Source organism: Burkholderia pulmonis, from assembly GCF_984667975.1.
On sequence record NZ_OZ480186.1, the window covers coordinates 2,731,840 to 2,751,816 of the forward strand.

Consider the following 19,977-nt stretch of genomic DNA (forward strand, 5'->3'; position numbering starts at 1 on the left):
ACGCGGCATCAAGCGACGTTCGACCGGCCAGCCGCGTCGCGGTTCAGACCCCCGGCGAGATTTCACAATATTTTGCAAGTTCCGCGTGACAGCGCCACGCGTGGCTTACCCGAATTCCCGCCCCAAAGAAAAAGCCGCACGCTCGCCGAAGCGGACGTGCGGCCTTCGATCGCGGCCGAGCCGGGCGGCTCGGGCCCGGCATCAACGAAGCAGCGGACGCAGTTCGTTGACGACCTTGAGCTTCGTCTCCGGCGTGCGGCCCTTGCGTGCGCGCTTGCCGATGTGCGGCGCAAGCCCTGCATACGACAGCGTCTCGTCCTGCGCCTTGCCGCCGCGGCCGGTACCGATCAGCACGACGCCGGCCGGATCGATCGCCAGCGCCTGCACGAGCGTTTCCTTGTCGTCGAGCGCCATCAGGATCACGCCGCGCCCGCCGCCGGACAGCGTCTTCATCTCGTCCATCCCGAACACGAGCAGGCGGCCGCCGCTCGACAGGCACGCGACCTGCGTCGCGTTCGGCAGCACCGGCATCGGCGCGAGCGGCACCGCGCCCGTGTCGATCGTCATGAACGACTTGCCGGCCTTCACGCGGCTCACCATGTCGCCGACCTTCGCGAGGAAGCCGAAGCCGTTGCTCGACGCGAGCAGCAGTTGCTGGTCGGCCGGCGCCGCGTAGTAGTGCATCAGGTGCGAGCCCGATTCGAGCTCGATCAGCGACGTGACCGGCACGCCGTCGCCGCGCCCGCCCGGCAGCACCGACACGTCGACCGAGTACACGCGGCCGCTGCTGCCCCACGCGATCAGCCGGTCCGGCGTGCGGCACTGGAACGCCGCGTACAGGTTGTCGCCAGCCTTGAACGTGAACGCGGCCGGGTCGAGCCCGTGGCCCTTCAGCGCGCGCACCCAGCCCTTCTGCGACACGACGACCGTCACCGGCTCGTCGACCACCTTCGCTTCGAACGTCGCGCGCTTTTCCTGCTGGATCAGCGTGCGGCGATCGTCGCCGTACTGCTTCGCATCGGCCTCGATCTCCTTGATCATCAGCCGCTTCATCGCGCTTTCGTTCGCGAGCAGCTCCTCGAGCTTCGCCTTTTCGTCGCGCAGCGTCTCGAGTTCCTTCTCGATCTTGATCTTCTCGAGCCGTGCGAGCTGGCGCAGCCGGATTTCGAGGATGTCTTCCGCCTGACGATCGCTGAGGCCGAACGCGCTCATCAGCGCGGCCTTCGGCTCGTCCGACTCGCGGATGATGCGGATCACCTCGTCGATGTTCAGGAAGACGATCATCCGCCCTTCGAGGATGTGGATGCGGTCGTCGACCTTCGCGAGACGATGGCGGCAACGGCGCGTCATCGTCAGCTGGCGGAACTTCACCCACTCGTCGAGGATCGTCAGCAGGCCCTTCTGGCCCGGCCGGCCGTCGGCGCCGATCATCACGAGGTTCAGCGTCGCGTTCGATTCGAGGCTCGTGTACGCGAGCAGCGTGTTCACGAATTCCGTCTGGTCGATCGTGCGCGACTTCGGCTCGAACACGAGCCGCACTGCTGCTTCCTTGCCCGACTCGTCGCGCACCGCGTCGAGCAGGTCGAGCATCGCCTTCTTCGTGTTGAGCTGCTCGGGCGTCAGCGTCTTCTTGCCGAGCTTGAGCTTCGGGTTGGTCAGTTCCTCGATTTCCTCGAGCACCTTCTGGCCCGACGTGCTCGGCGGCAGTTCGGTCACGACGAGCTGCCACTGGCCGCGCGCGAGATCCTCGATCTTCCATTTCGCGCGCACCTTCAGGCTGCCGCGCCCCGTTTCATAGGCCGCCGAGATTTCGGCGTCGCTCGAGATGATCTGGCCGCCGCCCGGGAAATCCGGGCCGGGGATCAGGTTCATCAGCTCCGCGTGCGTGAGCTTCGGATTGCGGATCAAGGTGACCGCCGCCGCCGCGACTTCGCGCAGGTTGTGCGACGGGATTTCGGTGGCGAGGCCGACCGCGATGCCCGACGCGCCGTTCAGCAGCACGAACGGCATGCGGCTCGGCAGCGTCTTCGGCTCCTCGAACGAGCCGTCATAGTTCGGCATGAAGTCGACCGTGCCCTGGTCGATCTCGTCGAGCAGCAGCTTCGCGATCGGCGTGAGGCGCGCTTCCGTGTAACGCATCGCCGCCGCGCCGTCGCCGTCACGCGAACCGAAGTTGCCCTGCCCGTCGATCAGCGGGTAGCGCAGCGAGAAATTCTGCGCGAGACGCACGAGCGCGTCGTACGCCGACTGGTCGCCGTGCGGGTGGTATTTACCGAGCACGTCGCCGACCACGCGCGCCGACTTCACCGGCTTCGCGTCCGGGCCGAGGCCCATTTCGTTCATCGCGAACAGGATCCGGCGCTGCACCGGCTTCTGGCCGTCGCACACGTCGGGCAGTGCGCGGCTCTTCACCACGCTGACCGCGTAGCTGAGATACGCCTGCTCCGCGTAGTTGCCGAGCGTCAGCGCGTCACTCTCGGGCGCGTCGGGGCTGGCAAAGAGATCGGAAGTGTTGTCGTCCATCTGAATTCCGTATTCGTAAATCGCGTGAAACCGGGCCGGGCATCCTGCCCGGCCGCGCGGATTCCCCGCTTAGATATCCGCTTCGACGTCGTTGCCCTTTTCCTCGAGCCAGCCGCGCCGCGCGGCTGCCTCGCCCTTGCCCATCAGCATCGTCATGCGTGCGACGGTCGCCTCGTAGTCGAGCTCACCGAGCTTCACGGGCATCAGGCGGCGCGTATCGGGGTTCATCGTCGTGTCCCACAGCTGCTCGGCGCTCATTTCGCCGAGGCCCTTGAAGCGGCTGATGCTCCATTGGGTCTCGCGCACGCCGTCCTTGCGCAGCTTGTCGAGGATCGCTTCGAGTTCGCCATCGTCGAGCGCATAGAGCTTCTGCGCGGCCTTCTTGCCGCGCGCGGGCGCGTCGACGCGGAACAGCGGCGGCCGCGCGACGCACACGTGGCCGCGCTCGATCAGTTGCGGGAAATGCTTGAAGAACAGCGTGAGCAGCAGCACCTGGATGTGCGAGCCGTCAACGTCCGCGTCCGACAGGATGCAGATCTTGCCGTAGCGCAGGTTCGACAGGTCGACGGTGTCATCGGGGCTGTGCGGATCGACGCCGATCGCCACCGAGATGTCGTGCACCTCGTTGTTCGCGAACAGGCGGTCGCGCTCGGTTTCCCACGTGTTCAGCACCTTGCCGCGCAGCGGCAGGATCGCCTGGTATTCCTTGTCGCGGCCCATCTTCGCGGAACCGCCTGCCGAGTCACCCTCGACGAGGAACAGTTCGTTGCGCGTAATATCCTCGGTCTCGCAGTCGGTCAGCTTGCCGGGCAGCACCGCGACGCCCGAGCTCTTGCGCTTCTCGACCTTCTGGCCGGCGCGCGTGCGCGCCTGCGCCTGCTTGATCACGAGTTCCGCGAGCTTCTTGCCGTGCTCGACGTGCTGGTTCAGCCACAGTTCGAGCGCCGGGCGCGAGAACGACGACACGAGCTTCACCGCGTCGCGGCTGTTCAGGCGTTCCTTGATCTGCCCCTGGAACTGCGGATCGAGCACCTTCGCGGACAGCACGAACGACACGCGTGCGAACACGTCTTCCGCGAGCAGCTTCACGCCCTTCGGCTGCAGGTTGTGCAGCTCGACGAAGCTCTTCACGGCCTGGTACAGGCCGTCGCGCAAGCCCGATTCGTGCGTGCCGCCGGCCGGCGTCGGGATCAGGTTCACGTACGACTCGCGCACGAGCGAACCTTCCTCGCTCCATGCGACGACCCACGACGCGCCCTCGCCCTCGGCGAACGTATCGTCGCCCGAACGCGAATCGGCAAAGCGCTCCCCTTCGAACAGCGGAATCAGCAGCTCGCTGCCGTTCATTTCGTCGAGCAGGTAGCCGCGCAGGCCGTCTTCGTATTTCCACGTCTGGCGCTCGCCGCTCTTCTCGTTGACGAGCACGACCTCGACGCCCGGCAGCAGCACGGCCTTCGAGCGCAAGAGGCGCTGCAGCTCGCCGAGCGGCAGGTTCGGCGAATCGAAGTACTTCGGATTCGGCCACACCTGCACGCGCGTGCCGGATTTCTTCTCGCCGCGACCCGCGCCCTGCGTCGTGAGCTGCTTGACCACGTCGCCTTCCGCGAAGCCGAGCTCGGCAATCTTGCCGTCGCGCCAGACCGTCACGTCGAGACGCGTCGCGAGTGCGTTCGTCACCGACACGCCGACGCCGTGCAGGCCGCCCGAGAACGTATAGGCGCCGCCGGCGGCCTTGTCGAACTTGCCGCCCGCATGCAGGCGCGTGAACACGATTTCGACGACCGGCACGCCTTCTTCGGGGTGCATGCCGAACGGGATGCCGCGACCGTCGTCCTCGACCGAGACCGACTGGTCGGCGTGCAGCGTCACGGTGATCTGCTTGCCGTAGCCGCCGAGCGCCTCGTCGGACGCGTTGTCGATGACTTCCTGGATGATGTGCAGCGGATTCTCGGTACGGGTGTACATGCCGGGCCGCTGCTTGACCGGCTCGAGACCCTTGAGCACCTTGATCGATGCTTCGCTATAGGCCGCGCTGGGTTTCTTCGTTGACATAGGCGCTGAATTTCGTCATTCATCGGGACGTTGTCCACACCTCGTGTGGATAACGTCGTGGACAAAACGTTGAGTTCCGTAAAAAAGCGAATCGAAACAACGGTGTGCTTGGACTGCTCCGAAAGCGGGCGCGCGGCGTGCGCTGCGCGACCCTGAACGCGCGGTATTTTACTGGTTCCGCGTGGCGCGCCAATCGCGGGATCGGCGCGCGTCGCACGCGTCACGCCGGCTTGCGCTTCGCCTCGAGCGTTTCCCACCGCTCGAGCGCGGTGAGCAATTCGTCGTCGATCGCCGCGAACCGCTCGGTCAGGCGCGTGCCTTCCTGCGGATCCTTCGCGAAAATCGAACCGTCCTCGAGCCGCGCATTGATCGTCTTCTGCTCCTCTTCGAGCGCGGCGATCTTCTCCGGCAGCGAATCGAGCTCGCGCTGCTCGTTGAACGACAGCTTCACCGTGCGCTGCGCGTTGCGGCCCGCGGCGCTCTTCGCCGGATCTTCCTTCACGGGCGCCGCTTCCTTGACCGCGCGCTTCGCGGCTTCCTGCTGCGCGAGCTGCTCCGAACGCTCGCTCTGGATCTGCCAGTCGCTGAAGCCGCCGACGTATTCGCGCCACTTGCCGTCGCCCTCGGCCGCGATCACCGACGTCACGACGTTGTCGAGGAACGCGCGATCGTGGCTGACGAGCAGCACCGTGCCGTCGTAGTCGGCCAGCAGCTCTTCGAGCAGTTCGAGCGTCGGGATGTCGAGGTCGTTGGTCGGTTCGTCGAGCACCAGCACGTTGGCCGGGCGCGCGAACAGGCGCGCGAGCAGCAGCCGGTTGCGCTCGCCGCCCGACAGCGACTTCACCGGCGAACGCGCGCGCTCCGGCGCGAACAGGAAATCGCCGAGATAGCTCATCACGTGCTTGCGCACGCCGCCGATCTCGACCCATTCGCTGCCGGGGCTGATCGTATCCGCGAGGCTCTTGTCCTGGTCAAGCTGCGCGCGCATCTGGTCGAAGTACGCGACCTGCAGGTTCGTGCCGGTGCGCACCGTGCCTTCATCGGGCTTCAGCTCGCCGAGGATCAGCTTGAGCAGCGTGGTCTTGCCTGCGCCGTTCGGGCCGACGAAGCCGATCTTGTCGCCGCGCATGACCGTCGTCGTGAAGCGGTCGACGACCGTGCGGCCGCCGTAGCGCTTCGTCACGTCGGTCAGCTCCGCGACGATCTTGCCGGACTTCTCGCCCTGCGCGACGTCGAGCTTCACGTTGCCCTGCGAATTGCGGCGCTCCGCGCGCTCGTTGCGCATCTGCACGAGCCGCGCGATGCGGCCGACGCTGCGCGTGCGGCGCGCTTCGACGCCCTTGCGGATCCACACTTCTTCCTGCGCGAGCAGCTTGTCGAACTTGTCGTTTTCCACGCGCTCGACTTCGAGCTGCTGCGCCTTGCGCGTCTGGTACGCGGAGAAATTGCCCGGGTACGACAGCAGCCGGCCGCGGTCGAGCTCGACGATGCGCGTCGCGACGCGGTCGAGGAACGCGCGGTCGTGGGTGATGAACAGCAGGCCCGCGCGCTGCGAGACGAGCAGTTCTTCCAGCCAGCGGATGCCGTCGAAGTCGAGGTGGTTGGTCGGTTCGTCGAGCAGCAGCACGTCGGGCTGCAGCACCAGCGCGCGCGCGAGCGCCACACGCTTCTGCATCCCGCCCGACAGCGCGTCGACGCTTGCGTCGACGTCCTGCAGGCCGATCTGCGCGAGCGTCATCGACACGCGCGTGCGCCAGTTCCACGCGTCGTGCGCGTCGAGCGACGATTGCAGCGCGTTCATCCGCGCGAGCAGCGCATCGTGCTCGGCGCCTTCCGGTATCTCCGCCAGGCGGTGCGCGATCGAATCGTATTCTTCGAGCAGTTCGCGCGTATGCGCGAGCCCCGAGGCGACCGCGTCGAATACCGTCGCGCCCGGTTCGAACTCGGGCTCCTGCGGCACGTAGACGGTCACGAGCTCCTGCTGGCGCGTGATCAGCCCGTCGTCGGGCTTGGCAAGATCGGCGACGATCTTCAGCAGCGACGACTTGCCCGCGCCGTTGCGACCGATCAGGCCGACGCGCTCGCCGGCTTCCAGCGAGAAATCCGCGTGATCGAGCAACGCGACGTGACCGAACGCGAGCTGCGCGCCGGTAATGGAATAGAGCGACATGGGGAGACGGCGAAGAGAGGAATCGGAAGCGCCCATTGTACCGGGCGCGGGGGCCGGCATCGGCATGGCTGGATGGACGAGCGCCGCGAGCGGCATGCGAACCGCGTCGGCGCGGCGTCATGAGCGGCTTGCGGCCGGGTATCCGAGGATACCGGCCGCGCAGGTTGCATGCCCGCCTGAGCGGGCGCATGCAGGCCGGATGCCCGTGGCCGGCCGATCGGCGATCCCGCGCGCGGCGCACCGGGCGCCCGCGCAGGATGCGCGCTTACCGCACGTTGACGGTGATCGTCGAGCTCATTTCGGGACCGTACGAACGATGTGCGCCGTCGCCGAACTGCAGCGTCAGCGTATGCCGGCCGGGCGGCAGCTTGATCATGGTTTCGGTCTGCCCCTTGCCGAAGTGCATCGAACGCTCGCTCGCGGGAATCACGTCGCCCTTCGGAACCGGCCGCTCGTCGATCAGCAGGTGATGATGGCCGGTGTTCGGCGTCATGTCGCCGGCAGGCCGAAGCTCCATCCCTTCGAGCCCGAACTTCACGGTCACCGGGTTCGACACCGTTGCACCGTCGCTCGGCGCTTCGAAAAACACGCGCGCCTCGGCCCGCGCGACCGTCGACACGGCCATCGCCGCCACACATACCGCACTCGCGATCCACTTTCTGTTCAGCATCGCATTCTCCTTATGATTGGACAGCCCCGGAAGCATACACCGCACGAACGGCACGGGTGTTTCGGCACCTTGTTCGCGATGCGTACGTTTAAAACGACGTTGCGGAGGCGTTCGACGAAATTCCGGTACCATTGCGCCTTTCGTCCGCCGGCCAGGCCGCGGACGGCATCACCGAGTCTTCATTTCCCCGAGCGTCACATGAGCGAAGTAACCGAATACCAGAGCTGGGTCTGCCTGATTTGCGGGTGGGTCTACAACGAAGCGGAAGGGCTGCCCGACGAGGGCATCGCCGCCGGCACCCGTTTCGCCGACATTCCCGCCGACTGGCGCTGCCCGCTGTGCGACGTGGGCAAGGAAGATTTCGTCGTCGTCGATTTCTGATTTTCGACTGCGGTCGCGGCCGAGCCCGCGACACGCGCGTCGGTGTGCATTCCGCCCCGCCGACGCGCCGCGCGTTTGCTATACTCTGCGCGCTGTCCACACTGCCGTCCGGTTCGCGGTTTTTCGCGCGATTGCCCGGACATGGCTCTCCCCGTAGTTCAATGGATAGAACAAGCGCCTCCTAAGCGCTAGATACAGGTTCGATTCCTGTCGGGGGGACCAGCCAAGCCCCAAACCTCCCCCAAGATTCACAAGAAATCCCCCGCTCAAGCCCGTCTGGCGGACCTCTATCGCACATCGTTACCCAAGGTTGCTCAGTGACAGCCGGAGAAAGTGTTGGTATTTTTGTTGGTATCAGCCGATACCAACAACACAGATACCAACAATGCCTCTCACTGACGTGCAGGTACGGAACGCGAAGGCCAGCGCGGCCCCGTACAAACTCACGGACGGCAACGGAATGTTCTTGCTCGTTCAACCTAACGGCGCGAAGTACTGGCGCTTGTCCTACCGCTTCCTTGGCAAGCAGAAGACGCTCGCCCTCGGCGTCTATCCGGCCGTCACGCTCGCGACGGCACGGAAGAAGCGCGACGAGGCCCGCGAACAGATCGCGGCCGGCGTCGATCCGGGCGAAGCGAAGAAGGATGCGAAACGGGCCGCCGAAATCGCGGCGGCAAACTCGTTCGAAGCGGTAGCGCGCGAGTGGTACGACTCCCAGCGTCCGGGCTGGAGCGACGGCTACGCGGAGAAGGTGCTGAATTCGCTTGAGGTCGACGTGTTCCCGAAGATCGGCCCTCGCCCGATCGCGGAGATCGACTCGCCGCAGATGCTCAGCATCGTGCGCGAGGTCGAGGCGCGCGGAGTGCGCGAGACAGCGAAGCGGATTCTCCAGCGCTCTCGCGCGGTCTTCCAGTACGGGATCATGACCGGGCGATGCTCCAGGAATCCGGCAGCCGACATCGATGCGCAGACGGTCTTGAAGAAGGGTCCCGGCGTGCAGCACATGGCCCGCGTCAAGGCGACGGAGATTCCGCAGCTCATGCGCGACATCGACGCTTACCAAGGCGATCTAGTCACGCGGCTCGCGCTCCGCCTGATGGCACTGACCTTCGTGCGAACAACGGAAATGATCCGTGCAGAGTGGTCGGAGTTTGACGAGGCCGCCGCAGAATGGCGCGTTCCGCCTGAACGCATGAAGATGCGCGACCCGCACATCGTGCCGCTATCGCGGCAAGCACTCGACGTCCTCGCCCAGCTCCGCGCGCTTAACGGCCAGCATCGATTCGTGTTCTACAGCATTCAAGGCCGGAGCCACATTTCGAACAACACCATGCTCTATGCGCTCTATCGCATGGGCTACAAGTCGCGAATGACGGGGCACGGGTTTCGCGGGCTGGCGGCTACGGCTTTGCGAGAACTTGGCTTCGGCCGGGACGTTGTGGAGCGCCAGATGGCGCACGCTGAACGCAATCAAGTGACGGCCGCCTACGTCCACGCTGAGTACCTGCCGGAACGCAGGCGAATGATGCAGGTATGGGGCGATCATCTCGATCGCCTAAAGGCAGGTGCGGAAGTCATCCGTATCGCGTCAACTCGATAACTGGGCCACGTCCTCTTTGCGATCTCGCCCAGCTCCCATCAAGGCCAATGATGGGAGCTGGCGTTTACCGCTGTTGCTCGCACCTATTCGCGAAGAAACCGCGCGACAACATCTATCTGTTAAGCAGCCGAGGCTTTTCCGATATGGTTCTCCAATGCTCGCGAATAGACCTTGTTTGTCGTTTCTGTCATGACACGAAACAAGAGATCCCTCCCTTTCTGCTCAGTTCGTTCGAGATCAGCCACACTCAGGGTGGCGATATCTTTTTTGAGTGAGCTTACGAATGCTTCGGCGTCGACAGTGGGCGTGTTCGGCGCTTCGACCAGTTTTGAGGAGAGTGCCGCCATCGGCATGCGATACACACACTCAGGTTTATCCTCATGTGATCCCCATAGACTATGGGCAATCGCGTTACGCTCCCGCGCGTAAGAAAGCACGTCGTTCATGAGCGCGTCAAAATCTTCGCGGACGGAAGCATCCAGCACCTCCTTGCCAATTTTCCTAACTGCCTGGACTCTGCTGTGGTTGCTGTTAAAGGAGTCCAGTAGAGCCAGCGCCGCACGGTGATCGCCATGCATCATCAACCCTAGCAGAGCCGTTATCGAGCTTTCGATCAATGACCAGCTGGTGAAAATACGGCCGAGTACAGCTGCATGTTCAGGTCGATTGACCAAGGCGAGTTCGTTAAACGAGATCCCGTCGACCTCGATTCCAGACGGCATATATTTCCCCAGATAATCGTTGCTCACGCAACTTTGGTGAGCGCAGTGGTTTCATTTGGCGTAAAACGCGAGCCAGGCGCAATGATAAAGCGGACGGCCTAATCAGTAGCGATCCGGTCGTCCGTCTCGACCTTCACTGAACGAGCATGTCCCCCTTCCGTGCGTTTCCCACCAGTAAAGCGGGTAAGGCCTCGCCATTCGATGATCGCATGGTCTGACCCCTTATTATGTGCCCCCCTCGATTCTTCCATCAGTAGAGAAAAGACGCGGGTGTGAGCCCCCGCGTCTTTGCCCTAGACGCAGGGTCCCCCGCTTTCCGGCCACCCCGACGCTTGCGGCCGGCGCAACAATGCCGGATCGGGTCGCATCGCGGCCCCCCCTCCGAAAACACGCCTCTGATGCCCGTCAAATCCCGGAGAGCCGCGCCCCGTCTGGCTTCGCGGTCGCTACGGTCAGTCGACACCTGTCCGCTCAGTGCAAAACGAGTTGGAGATTTGGAGATAAACGCCTGAATCGGCCGCAAAGCCTTGTAGGATAAGGCTTCGTGTGTCTCCAAGCGATTTGGAGAACGCTGGAGATACTGGAGATAAACCGGGCTAAATTGTTACGGTTGCGGCAAGATTCGCAGCAAGCGCCCGCCCAGTTCCGTCTGGAGCGGATCACTCAAAGTAACTTTGACGCACGGGCCAAAAATGCCGCGCAAAGGAATGCCCGCCACCGCCCTTCCGGACGGCGGCGGAGCACTTCACAGCTCAAGCGTGAAGATGGACGGCAGCACGCGATAGACCATGAACTTGCCGTGACCGGGGATGTACTCCTGCCGGTACGGATACCCGTCGCTACGCGGCATCAGCACGCCGCGCTTCATCAATGCCTTGGCGACGATCTTGTGGTCGAAGCCGGCGCACACGTCCTTGCGGAACACGGCCGCTTCAATCAGGTATTCCGTCTCGACGCTTTCCGCATCGTCGGCGCTCATCTTGCCGCCGAACTCGGCGTAATACTCGCGATCGGATGCGATGGGCGTGCGCCGCTCGTCGCGCTTTACGTGCTGCTTGAAGCCCGCTCGATGCGGCACGTTCGGCCGATGGTCGTCCTGCGCACGGTTCATCCACACGAAACGGTTGTCGCCGTGTGCGGCGAGGAAATGCTGTACCTGCCGTACGGCTTCCGCCTCGTCCGAATTGCCGGTGCCGCCGCGCAGTTCGAGCCAGCCTTCGAAGCAGCGACGCGCGGCCTCGACCGCTTCGCCCTGCGGCCAGCCAGTTAGCCCGTGCGCCGTCGCCAACTCGCCGGCCACCGCAACGAGGCAGAACCGCTTGGCGACGCGCGCGACCTGCGAATGCGAACCGTCCGGCACCCATTGACCGACCAGCTCGTCGACGCGCATGCGCAGATGCTCGGCCAGCTCGCCGGCCTGCGACGACGCCCACTCGATAAACGCGGGGCCGGACGTGCCGTAGTGCATACCGGCGTGCCGCTCTAGATGCTCGATCAGTGCTGCCGGCGTCGGAAAGCCGTGCAACTTCTCCACGACGCCCATTTCGCCGACCTCGGCCGGGATCGCGGGCAAACGTACCTCGATACCGCCTTTCATGGGCTTGTTGCCCTCCGCCATCAGCGCGGACACGCTCTTTTCGCCGTTCGACAGGAACAGCAGCCGCCACGTGAACACGGGTTTGGCCGAGCCGCTACGCGACGCGCGGGCCTTGCCCGACTCGTTCGCGAGCATGTAAATCACATCGCCGACCAAACGCGGCTCGACCTGTCCGATTTCGTCGAGGATCAGCAGCGCGTCGCTATGCTGCGTGGCGACGGCTTCGAGCGCGTTGTCGGTCGCCTTCCAGCTCCGCACGTAGTCCGGCGAGCCGAACACGGACGCGGCGATGACGCCGCCCGTCGACTTACCCTTGGACGTCGTGCCGAGCAGGTGAAACCCGCCCGACTGAAGCCCGGAGAAGTGCAGCAGCGGACCAGCGAAGGCGGTAGCGACGCAGAACAGCAGCCGGCTATTGCCGACGCAGTAGGCCGCGACCTCGCGTTGCCAATCGTCGAGTGTGCCGCGCTCCTTGAATTGGCTTTGGATCGGCGTGTCGGCCTGATAGATCAGCGCCTCTTTGCCGGTGCCGATGACGCGATCCGGCAGCACGAACGCCCCGTGATGCCAGCCAACACGCGGCACGCAGCGCACGCGCTCGTCCGGCTGCGCCATCTGCACATAGTTCGCGATCTGCGTGCGGGCGATCTGCGTGACGCCGAGCTTCACGCCCAAATCCAGCAGCATGCGGCGCAGCTCCGTGCCGTCGCCGGCAAAGAGGCCAGCCGGCACCGCCCACCGCTTCAGGATGCCGTCGCGGTCCGTGAATTCGAGCAGGTAGCCCCACTCGCTGTTCATTTCGTTTCGCGTCTCCGCGATCACATCGATACGCGTGCTGACCCAATGCGGCGGGAGCGGATCGCCCTGATTGTTGAAGCCGTGAAACCACACGCCCTTGTCGTCGACGACGAACCGCGACTTACCGTCCTGCGCGCGGGCCGTTTTGGGGCGCTTGGCGGGCTTCGCGGCGGCTGGAGCGGTCTTGCCCTTGCCGACGTCAGCCGAGCCGGCCGGCGCGAGCGCAGCGCGCACGGCGGCGCCCACCGCATCCGGGCCGAGGTGCGCAGCCAGGTCGTTGAAGTCGGTGCCGGCCGCCGGACGGTTCGGACCGAAGTCAGGCACCGCGACGATGCCGGCGACGGCCTCGGCCGCCGCGCGGGCCTTCGTCACGCCCGGATTGCCCTTCGTCGTGTGGTCGTCATCTGCACATACGACGATGCGCGCGTCTGGATACTGGCCGCGCAGCGCCGTCGCAACGGCGTGCAGGTTGCCTGCGTCGAACGCGACGGCGGCCGGATAGCCGGTCACGGCCGCGAGCGTCGCGCATGTGGCGTAACCCTCGCCAATCAGCAGCGTGGACGGGGCGGAGGATAGCGGCCCGCCGATCAGCGAGAAGCACCCCGCCTTGCGGCCGTTCGGCAGATAGCGCTTCTGGCCGTCCGTCAGGATGAATTCCAGCGTCCAGAGCTTGCCGTCCGCGTCACGGGCCGGAATAACGAGCGCGCCGTCGCATGCGGCCGTGCCGATGCACCAGCCGCCGCGATAGACGCGCAGCGCGTCGACCGGGATGCGCTTGCGATCGAGGTACGGGTGATCGGCCGGCGCGGGCTCGGCCGCCGACCAGATCGATTCGGCGAGCGCCGACGCGGCTTGCTGTTTCTCTGTCAGTTCGGCCAGCTCGGCCGCTTCGCGGGCCGCGCGCTCGACTTTCTGTCGCTCGCGCTCCGCTGGATCGACCGGCTTCGCCCGATGCGCGCGCGGATCGAAGCCGCCTTGTTTGGCGAGATGAAACAGCGTGTTGATGGTGATCTTGCCGCCCTTGAACGACTTCCACACATCGCGCGCGTCCTTGCCGTTGTAGTTCTGCGCGCCTTGGCTCCATTCGTTCCAGAGAGCAAAGCCCTCCTCGCCAAACTCGGCCTTGAGCGCCATTCCCACCTGACTCCACGTGTCGCGGTCGTCGGGCGGAACATAGCCGAGCGCGACTCTCGCCCGCTCGAATTCGGACATGGGTGCGTTACTCATAGGTTCCCACTGGACGCGCGTCGGTCGGCTTCCGATTAGTAGTCCATATCGGGCAAGCAGCTACCCGACGCGCGAAGAATTGAATGATGCGGCGATGCCTAGCGGCGAAGCGTTAGCCGGCCGCGCGAGGCACCGACAGAACGGCCCCGCCGGCCGTGACGTCGTTGCTGTAGACGTAGCGGCCGAGCCGCGACTCGCCGAGTGCGTCGTTTGCCGCCTCCAGCGCCGCGCCGATCGACGGCAGGGACGCACGGAACAGGCTCAGCACAAGCCAGTAGTCGTCATCGGACATGGCCTTGTCGGCCGCCCAATGCAGGCTGTCCAGCAGCTCCATGGCGTCACTGATCCGCGTGCCGATGCGGTTACGGTCAGGACGGTTCACCTCGGCCACGAAGTCCGACGCGAGCGGCTGCACGGCATTCTTGTTCGTCTTTGCCATGACCGCCCCTCAGTGCGTCGTGCGCGGTTCGCGCGTGACGAGCCCGAGCGCCGCGAACAGGTGCTGTTGCACGCGCCCCATCAGGCCGGCCGCGAACGCTTGACGGCTGATCGTCACGCGGTGCGCGTCGACGTCGCCCGCGTCCTGCATGGCGGATTCCATGCCGCGTGCGAACGCGGCGGCTTGATGCGCCGCGTAGTCGTGCAGCCGCACGTCGCCTTTCAGGTCGAGCCATGCGTCGGCGCAGATCGCGCCCAGATCGACGGCGAACTGCAGCTCGATCGGAGCGCCGGTATCGAGTGGCGGTGCGTTGTCGAAGCCATTGATAACCGCGGTTCGGATGCGCTGGTCAGTCATGGCACACCTCCGGCTGCGCAGTACGGCGCATTTCGGCCGAATAGCGGCTCGCAACGCTTTGCCCCATGTCGACGAGCGCGCGCTCGTAGGTGCCCTCCGCAAGATGCGAACGGACAGCATCGAACAGGGCTTCGAGCTGGGCGAATTGATGGGCCGCACACATGGCGATCATCGTGACTTCGTTCGGCAGGCGGTATTCAGACATGGCGCACCTCCAGAATCGACGCGAAGAGTTGCCCGACGTCGACCGTGCAGTCCAGCTCCGCTCCGCCGCGAATCGGCGTGAGGTTCCAGTCGTGGACAGCTGCGTCCGTGAATTCGCCGAACCGCCGGTCGTAGACGCTGCGCCCTGTGACAGGGCCACCCAAGATCCGCACGCGCCAATCGTGATCGGGCGTCGGACGAGCCGATGCCACCTCGACCAGCATGCCGATGCGAGCGCGAGCGTCGCACTTCGTGACGATCGCCAGATCGCCAATCTTGCAGCGCAGCTCAGCCATGACGCACCTCCGGACGGACGAGCGCGGCGATTGCGGCCAATGCCGCACCGGTTGCGTCGAGCGCGTCTTGATACGTGTTGGCCGTTGCCGCGTCGCGCAGTGCTGCACGGACGATGGATTGAATGAGGTGGGATTGCTGCCCGCTATGGGCGTGCAAGGGCTGGCGCATTGGGTGCGACCTCCGTTTTCGTGATAACGAACCCGGCTCCCAACGCCAATTGGGGTGGCCGGGCACATGGCGGAGTTGGCGTACCGGCGAAAACGGAAACCGGCGTGCCCGAAGGCACCCCCGCCAAGGCCCGACCATTGAAGGCGTGCGTTGACGCGCGGACGAAAAAATACCGCCAGATGGCGGTCGTCCGCCGTTTTCAGATTCCGGACGCCAATCCGGACCGCTGCTGTCTCAGCGACGGTCATAGGATACTGCGCACCGTCCCGATGTGCAAATCGAGGGAGGAACAGGCCAGAGACGGCCAAGCAAGCCGACCGAAGGTCGCCGCTCTGCACCATTGCAAAGTGACTTTGGCGAAGCGTTGCGGTCATACCCGTACCCCGCTCTGAATCAGCGTTACCGCGATACGTTGCAGACGTGCAGCGGCGCGGGCATGCTTGTGATCGCCGCGCGACCAAAGCAGCTCCGTAAGCAGGTCAACCTGCTGCACCATCGGATCGGAGAGCAAGCGACCAGCGCTGTCGAGCGCGTCCCAGACATCGAGAACAGCACCCTCCAGTTCACTCGCCAATATCGCGCGCGACGTCACCGGCGGCTTGCTCTGAGCGACGAGCAGCCGTGCAATCTGCATTGCTCGAATCGCAGAGAGGCAGCATGAACGGCCGCCGTGTTCCCAGAGGGCGGACGACATGCGCTCCAGGTACGCAACCTTGCCAAGCAATTCGGCATCGCTGCACTTCCCCCGAACATCGTCAAATGCCGCGCAGGCATCAAGCCACATACGACAGGTGTGGGCCGCCGGCCGCACCAACACGCGTGCCTGTGCACTCGTCAGACTGGCCATTACGCCTCCTCCGTCACGTCGACTGCCACGTCAGCGGCACGATAGTTCAACGGGTCAGCCATCCAGCGATGGATCTCACGATTTGCCCATACGGTACACCGCTGCGTCAGACGACTTGCACGCGGGAAGCGGCCCTCCAGCTCGCGCTGGCGAACGGTCTCGCGAGACAAGGGGATGAAGCGACGCAGATTCTCCCAGCGGGAAAAACCATCAAGAGGCAGCCCGACCGGGGCCGACGTGAATGCATTGCTTTTGGACATTTGTGCTCCTTGTGTAAAGGTGGGCACAAATTTAAGTGCGCTACGCATGTCAACCAAAATGGCTGACATGCGATTACTTCGATTGGTTCTGTTTCTTCTGCCTTACCCCTCGAGCGCGCTGGATAGTGCTACGCGACACTCGATACTTAGCTGCGAGTTCGCTTTCTATGACCTCAACTTTCGCGATCGGATCGGCATCCCTTCTCGCCTGATATTCCTTTCGTATGTGAATAGCTAGCTCATCGGTTAATACGCGCGTAGCATCAGTGGCTTTAGCCGCATTGTCTTGCTGGCGTTGCCGACGCGCGCTTATTTCTCCGTTCAGCTTGCTCACTTCCTCACGTTCGAAAGCTATGCTTGCGACAAGTTGACTCGTCTCGCGGGCAGATAGGCGGCCAAGCGCGCTCACGCCCGCAAGCAAAAGTAGCTTTTCCGCATGGATACGGTACTCCGCTACTTCCTCCAAGCCCGGATAGAAACAACGAAGCGCAGCACGATCAAGGGCTAACTCCACCTCGTCATCAAACATCAAGCGTCCAATCTCGTCTGCTTGAATGTCTGGCTCGTGCGACCGATGTAACCGTCGGACGAACGATGCGTCATTCTCAACAGCATTCGCGCTGTCGATCAAACACTTGATCGCCATACTCGCCTGATGGGCTGCAAGCCCGGACAGTAACTGCGCATCGGACAGGTGATCGCTGTAGCCGATGTACTGACGTGCGGCATCGAGTAAATCGCCGTCATCAGCGTCCGCTTCATCGCCTAGCTTCAAAATGCTGTACGCCTGACGCATGAGGTTCGTCGCAGCGCATTGCGCCCACGCTGGATAGTCCCATCGCTCTACCACCTCAGCACGTCGCCAGCAGTACACGTTTCGGCGGCATGCACCGTCAATTTCCCAATGACGTGTGAGCGCAGTCTCAATGAAATGCGCGAGACCGGCGGCGATCCGTCGCCACTCCGGACGACGGAGAATCACCTCATAGCTGTCAAGCGGTGCAAGCAAGTCCTCCAGGTAGTACTCCGAGAGCGGATTGATTGCATGGCGGCGATTCCGCACCGCGATCGTTTCAAGACAGTTCGCCTCGTCATCAAGATCACCAACAACTGCACCAAACGACACGTCCACGTTCATCGTGTGCTTTTAGTATGCAAACTTATAACAGTCGCTGAGCCAACCAGTAAAAGCCTCCGGTGCCCCTCGGAGGATTGACGCTGCGTTTCTATCGTCAACTCGCTGGCTCGCCTCAAGGGACAACAGCACCCATGAATGCGACAAAAATGGCTTACTGATCAAAGAGATCGGGTTGCTCCGCGTCGTCAATAGCATCACGTGCGGCGCGCTCTTCAGTAATCTTCCGGCACAAGCTGTCTACCGCTCGTTCAGCATCCGACGCAAGATGCTCACCTGCGCTGATTGTCAGGTAGCCAACCGACCCAGTCACATCAAATTGCGTAGGGCGAAAATCATTGAGGAATACCGGGATTACCGAGTTGCTGCCAAATCGATCCTTAAATTGATCAGATTCAAATTTTGTCCATACTTTGACAGGGTATTTTTGACTGACGATAGGCAGAACATAGCTTGCCTCTGTACGATAGATCGGCTCAAGATACTGCTCAACATCATTCCCGAGAATGCGATGCGACTCCTGCTCGTCGTAAAACACCTGCATTTCATGGGCTTGCAGCTTGTCAAAGAGAAGTTTTGCCACGTCGCGATCCTCACCAGCGAACGACAGAGCGAAATCATACTTTGACGCAAAGTCAATCTTGTCGTAACCGACTTGACGTGCAAATTTCGACCAAATTAGGTGTCGAATAAAATACAGAAACTTTGGATCCTCAGAGCTGAGGAGCTGGCTTCGCTCGTCGAAATGGAGCAGTTTCGAGAGACGTTCGTTACCATCCAGCAAAGTCGAAAGATGTCCTTTTTCGATCACTTGCGACACGCTGCCCTTGAGCGCGGGGTTTGCACGCAGCGCTTCCCTAGTATCAAGACTTCCCTCGGCAGTGTTCGACAACCACTTCAGCAGATGAAGATACGGAGCACGCCCCTCCCGACGTAGCTTATTGCCCGTAGCAAAATCACGCGCGGCCGGGAAAAATGCCGGTGACAATTCACGGATAACAGCTTCACGGATAGCGGGAACACTAGCCGTCACCTGTACGTTGGTACTACCGGACTCCAACACGTCGGCTTGCAAGCAAGCTTCGTGGCAGAGAACCTGCGCCATTGCAAAACTACCCTCGGCTTCCTCGGCCAACGCTTCGGCGGCGGCAAAGGTACAGTTCAACGCTCGTTGCCCTCGTTCAATCAAAGCAACAATTCGCTCGATGTTGGTGCGACCAAATCGAATGTTCTCCACACGATGCAGCAGATCTTCACCATGATCGATTAGCGACTGACCGGCGCGATTTATGCCGATAAGGACAAGCTTGCTGTGCTGATCCTCTTCATCAGACAGTAGCTTCATCATGTCGCTCAAACGCCCTTTGATATCGCCCCTCAGCCGATGGAAGTCGTCGACAATGACGAGCCCGATCTTGCTCATGTTCGGCAAATCTTCGATCAGCGGAACGTCTGGCGGACGCCGAGCCGACAGAAAGGTGTACGAGGCCTCCGACATTTGTTCAAGTGCCCGCCGAACCGAAGAGGTCTTTCCGATTCCCGACGGCCCTTCGATGATGATTCCGCGCCCCGGAGTGCGTAACGCCACTACCAGGCGATTGAACTCGCTGGGTTCAACAAAGGTATGCGTGGGAACCCCGCTCTTCTTAAAGACATCCTGCAATTGAAGCTTCGGCACTTGTTCCGTGGCGTTCGTAGTCATATGGCTCGCGCTTAGTCTGATGATGTTCACGATTCTACTGCGAGCCGTCTGTTCGCCCAATGACCCACTGTCCGAAAACGAACGGTTTCGGACATAGTGACACAGCCCTGTCCAAAAACTAGGCCAACAGATATTCGGACATAGGGTATGATTCGGACACCCATTCCGAACAGGCCAATTGCCGAATATGTCACGTACCTTTGCCTACGCCCGAGTCAGCACAATCGATCAGACCGCAGCCAACCAACTTCGCGAAATCGAGGCGGCAGGCTTCACAGTCGACAAGCGCCGCATCATTACTGAAAGCATCTCTGGAAGCGTAAGCGCTGACCAGCGACCGGGGTTTGCAGAATTGCTTCTGAAGATGGAGCAAGGCGATGTGCTGATTGTGACGAAGCTTGATCGCCTTGGACGTAACGCAATGGACGTCCGTGCAACCGTTGAAGCGTTGGCCGATCGCGGCATCAAGATTCATTGTCTCGCGCTCGGAGGTGTCGATCTAACAAGCGCGGCAGGCCGCATGACAATGCAAGTTCTGAACGCCGTTGCGGAATTCGAGCGCGACTTGCTAATCGAACGAACCCAAGCTGGAATTGCGCGGGCAAGATCGGAGGGAAAAGCGATGGGCCGCCCACCGGCATTGGACAAGCATCAACAAGACGAAGTCCGAAAACTGTTGAATGAAGGAGAGCCTGTAGCAGGCATCGCCAAGCGTTACCGCACAAGTCGTCAAACGATTATGCGAGTACGCGACACGATGCACGATCCAATATCAAAGTAACTTTCCAACAAATCCAGCTTTCCCATCACGCTTAACCCAACACGCCA

18 protein-coding genes and 1 tRNA gene are annotated in these 19,977 nt (G+C 62.7%); 4 read left to right on the plus strand and 15 right to left on the minus strand.

Annotated features, from left to right (window positions below; all coding sequences use genetic code 11):
- Positions 1 to 201 precede the first annotated feature (201 nt).
- The 4 genes from parC to AC5LXK_RS12660 form a co-directional block, all read right to left on the minus strand.
- Positions 202 to 2,523 (minus strand): DNA topoisomerase IV subunit A, encoded by a 2,322-nt coding sequence (parC, locus tag AC5LXK_RS12645; protein ID WP_493389121.1) that lies wholly within the window; start codon positions 2,521 to 2,523, stop codon positions 202 to 204.
- Between the two features lie 69 nt (positions 2,524 to 2,592).
- Entirely contained in the window at positions 2,593 to 4,575 is a 1,983-nt protein-coding gene (parE, locus tag AC5LXK_RS12650) for a DNA topoisomerase IV subunit B (protein WP_493389122.1), read from the minus strand.
- 220 nt (positions 4,576 to 4,795) lie between these two features.
- A complete protein-coding gene (locus AC5LXK_RS12655) occupies positions 4,796 to 6,745 on the minus strand; it encodes an ATP-binding cassette domain-containing protein (RefSeq protein ID WP_493389123.1) in 1,950 nt (649 codons plus the stop codon).
- A gap of 265 nt (positions 6,746 to 7,010) precedes the next feature.
- Positions 7,011 to 7,415, minus strand: coding sequence for a DUF4399 domain-containing protein (locus tag AC5LXK_RS12660; RefSeq protein ID WP_493389124.1), 405 nt, complete (start codon positions 7,413 to 7,415; stop codon positions 7,011 to 7,013).
- Between the two features lie 198 nt (positions 7,416 to 7,613).
- Between AC5LXK_RS12660 and AC5LXK_RS12665 the strand changes: the two genes are divergently transcribed.
- The 3 genes from AC5LXK_RS12665 (at position 7,614) to AC5LXK_RS12675 (ending at position 9,396) form a co-directional block, all read left to right on the plus strand.
- Entirely contained in the window at positions 7,614 to 7,796 is a 183-nt protein-coding gene (locus AC5LXK_RS12665; RefSeq protein WP_034190709.1) for a rubredoxin, read from the plus strand.
- 147 nt (positions 7,797 to 7,943) lie between these two features.
- A tRNA-Arg gene (locus AC5LXK_RS12670) sits at positions 7,944 to 8,018 on the plus strand.
- 163 nt (positions 8,019 to 8,181) lie between these two features.
- Positions 8,182 to 9,396, plus strand: coding sequence for a tyrosine-type recombinase/integrase (locus AC5LXK_RS12675; protein WP_493389125.1), 1,215 nt, complete (start codon positions 8,182 to 8,184; stop codon positions 9,394 to 9,396).
- Positions 9,397 to 9,515: 119 nt separating this feature from the next.
- Here the strand turns inward: AC5LXK_RS12675 and AC5LXK_RS12680 are convergent, their stop codons facing one another.
- From AC5LXK_RS12680 to AC5LXK_RS12730, 11 genes are all read right to left on the minus strand, one after another.
- Positions 9,516 to 10,145, minus strand: coding sequence for a hypothetical protein (locus AC5LXK_RS12680; protein ID WP_493389126.1), 630 nt, complete (start codon positions 10,143 to 10,145; stop codon positions 9,516 to 9,518).
- Between the two features lie 718 nt (positions 10,146 to 10,863).
- Positions 10,864 to 13,725: a DUF927 domain-containing protein gene (locus tag AC5LXK_RS12685; protein WP_493389127.1), complete on the minus strand. Its 2,862-nt coding sequence runs from the start codon at positions 13,723 to 13,725 to the stop codon at positions 10,864 to 10,866.
- Between the two features lie 127 nt (positions 13,726 to 13,852).
- Positions 13,853 to 14,179 (minus strand): hypothetical protein, encoded by a 327-nt coding sequence (locus AC5LXK_RS12690; RefSeq protein WP_009906778.1) that lies wholly within the window; start codon positions 14,177 to 14,179, stop codon positions 13,853 to 13,855.
- Positions 14,180 to 14,188: 9 nt separating this feature from the next.
- Positions 14,189 to 14,536 carry a hypothetical protein gene (locus tag AC5LXK_RS12695; protein ID WP_011545898.1) on the minus strand — a complete coding sequence of 116 codons (348 nt, stop codon included), beginning with the start codon at positions 14,534 to 14,536 and terminating at the stop codon, positions 14,189 to 14,191.
- Positions 14,529 to 14,741 carry a hypothetical protein gene (locus tag AC5LXK_RS12700; protein WP_493389128.1) on the minus strand — a complete coding sequence of 71 codons (213 nt, stop codon included), beginning with the start codon at positions 14,739 to 14,741 and terminating at the stop codon, positions 14,529 to 14,531. Before AC5LXK_RS12700 ends, AC5LXK_RS12695 begins: the two co-directional genes overlap by 8 nt.
- On the minus strand, positions 14,734 to 15,036 hold the full coding sequence (locus AC5LXK_RS12705) for a hypothetical protein (protein ID WP_493389129.1): 303 nt from the start codon (positions 15,034 to 15,036) through the stop codon (positions 14,734 to 14,736). The genes AC5LXK_RS12700 and AC5LXK_RS12705 overlap by 8 nt, the downstream gene beginning before the upstream one ends.
- Complete coding sequence (locus tag AC5LXK_RS12710; RefSeq protein WP_493389130.1) at positions 15,029 to 15,205, minus strand: hypothetical protein; 177 nt, start codon at positions 15,203 to 15,205, stop codon at positions 15,029 to 15,031. Before AC5LXK_RS12710 ends, AC5LXK_RS12705 begins: the two co-directional genes overlap by 8 nt.
- A gap of 370 nt (positions 15,206 to 15,575) precedes the next feature.
- Positions 15,576 to 16,052 carry a hypothetical protein gene (locus AC5LXK_RS12715; RefSeq protein ID WP_493389131.1) on the minus strand — a complete coding sequence of 159 codons (477 nt, stop codon included), beginning with the start codon at positions 16,050 to 16,052 and terminating at the stop codon, positions 15,576 to 15,578.
- Positions 16,052 to 16,312, minus strand: a complete 261-nt coding sequence (locus tag AC5LXK_RS12720; RefSeq protein WP_493389132.1) for a helix-turn-helix transcriptional regulator — start codon at positions 16,310 to 16,312, stop codon at positions 16,052 to 16,054. Before AC5LXK_RS12720 ends, AC5LXK_RS12715 begins: the two co-directional genes overlap by 1 nt.
- Before the next feature lie 73 nt (positions 16,313 to 16,385).
- Positions 16,386 to 17,450, minus strand: a complete 1,065-nt coding sequence (locus AC5LXK_RS12725) for a hypothetical protein (RefSeq protein ID WP_493389133.1) — start codon at positions 17,448 to 17,450, stop codon at positions 16,386 to 16,388.
- Between the two features lie 151 nt (positions 17,451 to 17,601).
- Positions 17,602 to 19,179: a TIR domain-containing protein gene (locus AC5LXK_RS12730; RefSeq protein ID WP_493389134.1), complete on the minus strand. Its 1,578-nt coding sequence runs from the start codon at positions 19,177 to 19,179 to the stop codon at positions 17,602 to 17,604.
- Between the two features lie 157 nt (positions 19,180 to 19,336).
- Between AC5LXK_RS12730 and AC5LXK_RS12735 the strand changes: the two genes are divergently transcribed.
- The gene (locus AC5LXK_RS12735) at positions 19,337 to 19,930 is read left to right on the plus strand and encodes a recombinase family protein (protein ID WP_493389135.1); all 594 of its coding nucleotides are present in this window, start codon (positions 19,337 to 19,339) and stop codon (positions 19,928 to 19,930) included.
- Positions 19,931 to 19,977 lie beyond the last annotated feature (47 nt).